Here is a 7,113-nt window from a genome sequence, read left to right as displayed (position 1 = left end):
CCTCGGCCTCGCCCACCACCAGCGCGGCTTCGGCGCGGCGGCGCTCGGCCGGTGTGAGCGTGGGCAGCCACGGGATGCCGCCGAGTTCGGCACTGCTAGGGGGACGAACTCGGTCCTTGATGGAACCGCCCAGCACGTTGCGTTGATTGGGATTGCCGTGAGGCATCGGGAAACTCCGGGGAGTAGTGTCCCTAGGATTGTCGTTGGAACGACAACACGGCGTCAAAGTGGGGCCTACGATCCGCCCACTGTGCAAACCACCGCCCCCACCTTTCCCCGTCTGCTGCTTGCGCATGCGCAAGCCCAGCCCCAGGCGCCCGCCATCCGCGAGAAGGATCTCGGCATCTGGCAAACCTGGAGCTGGAGCGCCGTGGCGCAGGAAGTGCGCGAAATGGCCTGCGGCCTCGCGAGCCTGGGCTTCAAGCCCTTCGACAACCTGTCCATCGTGGGCGCCAACCGCCCGCACCTGTACATGGCGGTGCTCGCAGCGCAGAGCCTGCGCGGCGTGCCGGTGCCGCTCTACCAGGACGCGGTGGCCAGCGAGATGGTCTTCATGCTGCAGGACGCGGCCATCGACTTCGTGATCGTCGAGGACCAGGAACAGGTCGACAAGCTGCTCGAATGCCGCGAGCTGCAGAAGGACCAGCAGCACGGCATCCGCCACATCATCTACGACGACCCCAAGGGCCTGCGCCACTACGACCAGCCCGGGCTCATGAGCTACGAGCAGCTGCGCGAACTGGGCCGCGAATTCGACAAGACCCACGTCGGCTACTACGACCGCGCGGTGGCCGGCGGCGAGGCCACCGATGTCGGCGTGATCCTCTACACCTCGGGCACCACCGGCCGGCCCAAGGGCGTGTGCCAGACGCATGCGAGCTTCATCGCGGCGGGCCGCGGCGGCGTCGAGACCGACAGGCTCGGCCCCGGCGACAACATCATGAGCTACCTGCCGATGGCCTGGGTCGGCGACCACCTGTTCTCGGTGGCGCAATGGCTGGTGGGCGGCTTCACGCTCAACTGCCCCGAGTCGTCCGAGACGGTGATGAACGACATGCGCGAGATCGGCCCGAGCTACTACTTCGGCCCGCCGCGCACCTTCGAGGGCCTGCTCACGGCCGTGTCGATCCGCATGGAAGACGCGGCCGCGCCCAAGCGCTGGCTGTACGGCAAGTTCATGGCGCTCGCGCAGCGCGTGGGCGCCGACATCCTGAACGGCGCGCCGGTGGGCACGGGCGACCGGCTGATGTACAGCCTTGGCAACCTGCTGGTCTACGGGCCGCTGCGCAACGTGTTGGGCATGAGCCGCATCCGCGTGGCCTACACGGCCGGCGCGGCCATCGGGCCGGACCTGTTCCGCTTCTACCGCTCGATCGGCGTCAACCTCAAGCAGTTCTACGGCCAGACCGAGACCTGCGCGTACGTGTGCCTGCAGCAGGACGGCAAGGTCAAGCTGCAGACCGTGGGCACGGCCGCGCCGGGCATCGAACTGAAGATCGCCGAGGACGGCGAGGTGCTGGTGCGCGGCGTCTCGGTGCTCAAGGAATACTACAAGCGCCCCGACGCCACGGCCGAGGTGCTCGACGCCAACGGCTACTTCCACACCGGCGACGCGGGCGTGCTCGACAGCGAGGGCCACCTGCGCATCATCGACCGCGCCAAGGACGTGGGCCGGCTCGCGAGCGGCGCGATCTTTGCGCCCAACTACATCGAGAACAAGCTCAAGTTCTTCCCGCAGATCAAGGAAGCCGTGTGCTTCGGCAACGCACGCGAGGAGGTCTGCGCGGCCATCAACATCGACTTCGAGGCGGTGGGCAACTGGGCCGAGCGCCGGGGGCTGGCCTATGGCGGCTACGTCGACCTGGCCGGCAAGCCCGAGGTGCTGGCGCTCGTCGCCGAATGCATCGCCAAGGTGAATGCCGACCTGGCGAGCGAAGACGGCATGGGCGAGACGCAGATCGCGCGCTTCCTGGTGCTGCACAAGGAGCTCGACCCCGATGACGACGAGCTCACGCGCACGCGCAAGGTGCGGCGCGGCTTCATCGCAGAGAAATACGCGGTGCTGGTCAGCGCGCTGTACGGCGGCAAGAGCGAGCAGTTCATCGAGACCCAGGTCAAGTTCGAGGACGGACGCACGGGGGTTGTCAGCGCCACGCTGAAGATCACCGAAGCCAAGACCTTCCCCATCGTGAAGGCCGCTGCATGAGCAATCGGAAAATCGGCGAGGTCATCCTCGACGTGCAGAACATCAGCCTGAGCTTCGGCGGCGTGAAGGCGCTCACGGACATCAGCTTCAACGTGCGCGAGCATGAAGTGCGGGCCATCATCGGACCGAACGGCGCGGGCAAGAGCTCGATGCTCAACTGCATCAATGGCGTGTACTGGCCGCAGCAGGGCTCCATCACCTTCCGCGGCCAGACCTTCAAGCACATGAACTCGCGCCAGGTGGCCGAGATGGGCGTGGCGCGCACCTTCCAGAACCTGGCGCTCTTCAAGGGCATGAGCGTGCTCGACAACATCATGACCGGGCGCAACCTCAAGATGAAGAGCGGCCTGCTCGCCCAGGCGCTGCGCTGGGGACCGGCCGAGCGCGAGGAGCTGCAGCACCGCGAGTTCGTCGAGCACATCATCGACTTCCTGGAGATCCAGGCGCACCGCAAGACGCCGGTGGGCCGCCTGCCCTACGGCCTGCAAAAGCGCGTCGACCTGGGCCGCGCGCTCGCGATGGAGCCGCAGGTGCTGCTGCTCGACGAGCCGATGGCCGGCATGAACGTGGAGGAAAAGCAGGACATGAGCCGCTTCATCCTCGACGTGAACGACGAGTTCGGCGCGACCATCGTTCTCATCGAGCACGACATGGGCGTGGTGATGGACATCTCCGACCGCGTGGTGGTGCTGGACTACGGCAAGAAGATCGGCGACGGCACGCCCCACGAGRTGCGCAACAACGAAGACGTGATCCGGGCATACCTGGGCGTGGAGCACTGAGATGGGATTTTTTCTCGAAACCCTGTTCGGCGGCCTGATGGTCGGCATGCTCTATTCGCTGATCGCGATCGGCTTCGTGCTGATCTACAAGGCCTCGGGCGTCTTCAACTTTGCGCAGGGCGCGATGGTGCTGTTCGCGGCGCTCGCGATGGCGCGCTTTGCCGAATGGTTCCCGCAGTGGTTCGGCTTCGAGAGCCAGGTGCTCGCGAACATCCTGGCCTTCATCGCGGCCATGGGGGTGATGGTGATCGTGGCCTGGCTGATCGAGCGGCTCGCGCTCAGCAAGCTAGTGAACCAGGAAGGCATCACGCTGCTGATGGCCACGCTGGGCATTGCCTATTTCCTCGATGGCGTGGGCCAGACGATCTTCGGCAACGACATCTACAAGATCGACGTGGGCATGCCCAAGGAACCGCTGATGGTGCTGCAGGGCACCTTCCAGGGCGGCCTGCTGCTGAGCCAGGAAGACCTGGTGGCCGCGCTGGTGGCCGCGGGCCTGGTGGTGGTGCTGGCCGTGTTCTTCCAGAAGACCGCCACGGGCCGCGCGCTTCGCGCCGTGGCCGACGACCACCAGGCCGCGCAGTCGATCGGCATTCCGCTCAAGCGCATCTGGGTGATCGTGTGGTCGGTGGCGGGCTTCTCGGCGCTGGTGGCCGGGGTCATCTGGGGCTCGAAGCTGGGCGTGCAGTTCTCGCTCTCGCTGGTGGCGCTGAAGGCGCTGCCGGTGGTGATCCTGGGCGGCCTCACCTCGATACCGGGCGCGATCATCGGCGGCCTGCTGATCGGCGTGGGCGAGAAGCTTTCTGAAATTTATCTCGGCCCCATGCTCGGTGGCGGCATCGAGATCTGGTTCGCGTATGTACTCGCACTGGTGTTCCTGCTGGTCCGTCCGCAGGGGTTGTTCGGCGAAAAAATCATTGATCGGGTCTGAGATGCAACGCCCCCACGCTCATCACTTCGTGTATCGCTGCCCCCCGAGGGGGCRCTCAATGCCCTTCGGGCGGCCGGACGGTCATTGATATGTTCTACAGAGAGAACGGCCAGTTCAAGTCGAGCTACCGCGCCGACCAGCAGATCTTCCCGATCGCGCAGGACCGCATCGCGATGTTGGTGCTGCTGCTCGCGGCCTTCGTCGCGGTGCCGCTGGGCGTGTCGGACTACTGGATGCGCGCCATCCTCACGCCCTTTCTGATCCTGTCGCTCGCGGCGCTGGGCCTCAACATCCTGGTCGGCTATTGYGGGCAGATCTCGCTCGGCACCGGCGCCTTCATGGCGGTGGGCGCGTACGCGGCCTACAACTTCCAGGTGCGCATCGACGGCATGCCGCTGATCGCCTCGCTGCTGCTGGGCGGCCTGTGCGCCACGGTGATCGGCGTGCTGTTCGGCATTCCGAGCCTGCGCATCAAGGGGCTGTACCTGGCGGTGGCCACGCTGGCGGCGCAGTTTTTTACCGACTGGGCGTTCCTGCGCATCCAGTGGTTCACCAACAATTCTTCTTCTGGCTCGGTGAGCGTGGCGGGGCTCAATGTGTTCGGCGTGCCGATCGAATCGCCGGTGCAGAAATATCTGTTCTGCCTCGTCTTCGTGGTGGTGTTCGCGCTGCTCGCGAAGAACCTGGTGCGCAGCGCCATCGGCCGCGAATGGATGGCGATGCGCGACATGGACGTGGCGGCCGCGGTGATCGGCATCCGCCCGGTGTACGCCAAGCTCACGGCCTTTGCGGTGAGCAGCTTCATCGTGGGCGTGGCGGGCGCGCTGTGGGGCTTCATCCACCTGGGCGCGTGGGAGCCGGCGGCGTTCAGCATCGACCGCTCGTTCCAGCTGCTGTTCATGGTGATCATCGGCGGGCTCGGCTCGATCATGGGCAGCTTCTTCGGTGCCGCGTTCATCGTGCTGCTGCCGCTCTTTTTGAACCAGCTGCCGGGGTGGCTGGGCTTCTCGATTTCCACGGCGCTGGCCTCGCACCTGGAGACCATGATCTTCGGCGCACTGATCGTGTTCTTCCTGATCGTCGAGCCGCACGGGCTGGCGCGGCTGTGGTCCACCGCCAAGGAAAAGTTGCGGCTCTGGCCCTTCCCCCACTGATTTTTCCGTTCGTAGAAACCGGCACCGAGGTGCCCACATAAGGAGACAGGCATGAAACTGAAATCGCTCGCTCTGACCGCCGCCCTGGTGGCCAGCACCCTCGGCGCGCTGCTTGCGCCATCGCTCGCCCAGGCGCAGGCCAAGGAACAGTTCTTTCCGCTGCTGGTGTACCGCACCGGCCCCTATGCGCCCAACGGCACGCCCTGGGCCAACGGCAAGCAGGACTACATCAAGTACATCAACGCCACCGGCGGCATCAACGGCGTGAAGATCACGTACGAAGAGTGCGAGACCGGCTACGCCACCGACAAGGGCGTGGAGTGCTACGAGCGCCTGAAGGGCCGCCCCGGCGTGACGCTGTTCGACCCGCAGGCCACCGGCATCACCTTTGCGCTGACCGACAAGGTGCCCACCGACAAGATCCCGCTCATCACGCTGGGCTACGGGCTGTCGGCGTCGCAGGACGGCAGCGTGTTCAAGTGGAACTTCCCGCTGATGGGCAGCTACTGGACCGCGGCCGACATCCTGATCCAGCACATCGGCAAGAAGGAAGGCGGCATGGACAAGCTCAAGGGCAAGAAGATCGCCCTCGTGTACCACGACTCGCCGTTCGGCAAGGAGCCGATCCCGCTGCTGCAGGAGCGCGCCAAGCAGAACGGCTTCGAGCTGTCGCTGATTCCGGTCACCGCGCCCGGCGTGGAGCAGAAGTCCGCCTGGCTGCAGGTGCGCCAGTCGCGGCCCGACTACGTACTGCTGTGGGGCTGGGGCGTGATGAACTCCACCGCGCTGAAGGAAGCCGTGGCCACCGGCTATCCGCGCGAGAAGATGTATGGCGTGTGGTGGGCCGGCGCCGAGCCTGACGTGAAGGACGTGGGCGCCAACGCCAAGGGCTACAACGCGCTGGCGCTCAACACCTCGGGCACCGAGCCGAAGGTGATCCAGGAAATCCTCAAGCAGGTGCACGACAAGGGCCAGGGCACGGGGCCGAAGGACGAAGTGGGCTCGGTGCTCTACACCCGCGGCGTGATCATCCAGATGCTGGGCGTCGAAGCCGTGAAGCGCGCGCAGGAGCGCTTCGGCAAGGGCAAGGTCATGACCGGCGAGCAGGTGCGCTGGGGCATGGAGAACCTCGCGCTCGACCAGAAGAAGCTCGATTCGCTGGGCTTCTCGGGCGTACTGCGCCCGCTCGGCACCTCGTGCCAGGACCACATGGGCTCGACCTGGGCCCGCGTGCACACCTGGGACGGCGCCAAGTGGGGCGGCATGTCCGACTGGTACCAGGCCGACGAGCAGATCATCAAGCCAATGGTGAAGGTGGCGGCCGAGAAGTACGCGGGCGAAAAGAAGCTCACGCGCCGCGACGCGGCCGACTGCAGCATGTGACGGCTTGAGGAACCGTGGCGGCTCGCGAGAGCCGCCATTCGAAAGAACAGCCTCTTGTTGTTCTTTCGAATGCTTCGGACCACACCATGAGCGAACCCAACATCATCCTCAATGTCAACGGCATCGAGGTCATCTACAACCACGTGATCCTCGTGCTCAAGGGCGTGTCGCTCACGGTGCCCGAAGGCGGCATCGTGGCGCTGCTCGGCGGCAACGGCGCGGGCAAGACGACCACCTTGCGCGCGGTGAGCAACCTGCTCGCGGGCGAGCGCGGCGCGGTCACCAAGGGCACCATCGAGCTGCGCGGCGAGCGCATCGAGGCGCTGTCCCCGGCCGAGCTGGTGAAGCGCGGGCTGATCCAGGTGATGGAAGGCCGGCACTGCTTCGCGCACCTGACCATCGAGGAAAACCTGATGACCGGCGCCTACACGCGCACCGACGGCAAGGCCGCGGTGCAGCAGACGCTGGAGAAGGTGTATGCGTACTTTCCGCGCCTGAAGACCCGGCGCACTTCGCAGGCGGCCTACACCTCGGGCGGCGAGCAGCAGATGTGCGCCATTGGCCGCGCGCTGATGGCCAACCCGAACATGGTGCTGCTCGACGAGCCCTCGATGGGCCTGGCGCCGCAGATCGTGGAAGAGGTGTTCGAGATCGTGA

General features: G+C 65.8%; 6 protein-coding genes. All 6 read left to right on the top strand.

Translation table 11 applies throughout. From position 1 onward, the window contains the following. Nucleotides 1-250: 250 nt before the first annotated feature. A complete protein-coding gene (locus AC1DOC_RS12485) occupies nt 251-2,206 on the top strand; it encodes an AMP-dependent synthetase/ligase (RefSeq protein ID WP_478084345.1) in 1,956 nt (651 codons plus the stop codon). Next, the gene (locus tag AC1DOC_RS12480; protein WP_478129879.1) at nt 2,203-2,988 is read left to right on the top strand and encodes an ABC transporter ATP-binding protein; all 786 of its coding nucleotides are present in this window, start codon (nt 2,203-2,205) and stop codon (nt 2,986-2,988) included. Before AC1DOC_RS12485 ends, AC1DOC_RS12480 begins: the two co-directional genes overlap by 4 nt. A gap of 1 nt (nt 2,989) precedes the next feature. Then, a complete protein-coding gene (locus AC1DOC_RS12475) occupies nt 2,990-3,919 on the top strand; it encodes a branched-chain amino acid ABC transporter permease (RefSeq protein WP_015867757.1) in 930 nt (309 codons plus the stop codon). A gap of 89 nt (nt 3,920-4,008) precedes the next feature. Continuing rightward, a complete protein-coding gene (locus tag AC1DOC_RS12470) occupies nt 4,009-5,073 on the top strand; it encodes a branched-chain amino acid ABC transporter permease (protein WP_015867758.1) in 1,065 nt (354 codons plus the stop codon). Nucleotides 5,074-5,124: 51 nt separating this feature from the next. Next, the gene (locus AC1DOC_RS12465; protein WP_015867759.1) at nt 5,125-6,456 is read left to right on the top strand and encodes an ABC transporter substrate-binding protein; all 1,332 of its coding nucleotides are present in this window, start codon (nt 5,125-5,127) and stop codon (nt 6,454-6,456) included. 86 nt (nt 6,457-6,542) lie between these two features. Next, nucleotides 6,543-7,113: ABC transporter ATP-binding protein (locus tag AC1DOC_RS12460; RefSeq protein ID WP_478129878.1), on the top strand; the 571-nt coding region annotated here is incomplete at its 3' end.

It is taken from the genome of Variovorax sp. 01T439_2, assembly GCF_056398445.1.
Note: the sequence above shows the minus strand (reverse complement) of the source record. Positions and strands in the feature narration are given on the sequence as shown.

Excerpts from the sequence above, each read along its gene's own strand:
- AC1DOC_RS12475 (WP_015867757.1), top strand. The coding sequence starts at position 2,990 with ATGGGATTTTTTCTCGAAACCCTGTTCGGCGGCCTGATGGTCGGCATG.
- AC1DOC_RS12465 (WP_015867759.1), top strand. The coding sequence starts at position 5,125 with ATGAAACTGAAATCGCTCGCTCTGACCGCCGCCCTGGTGGCCAGCACC.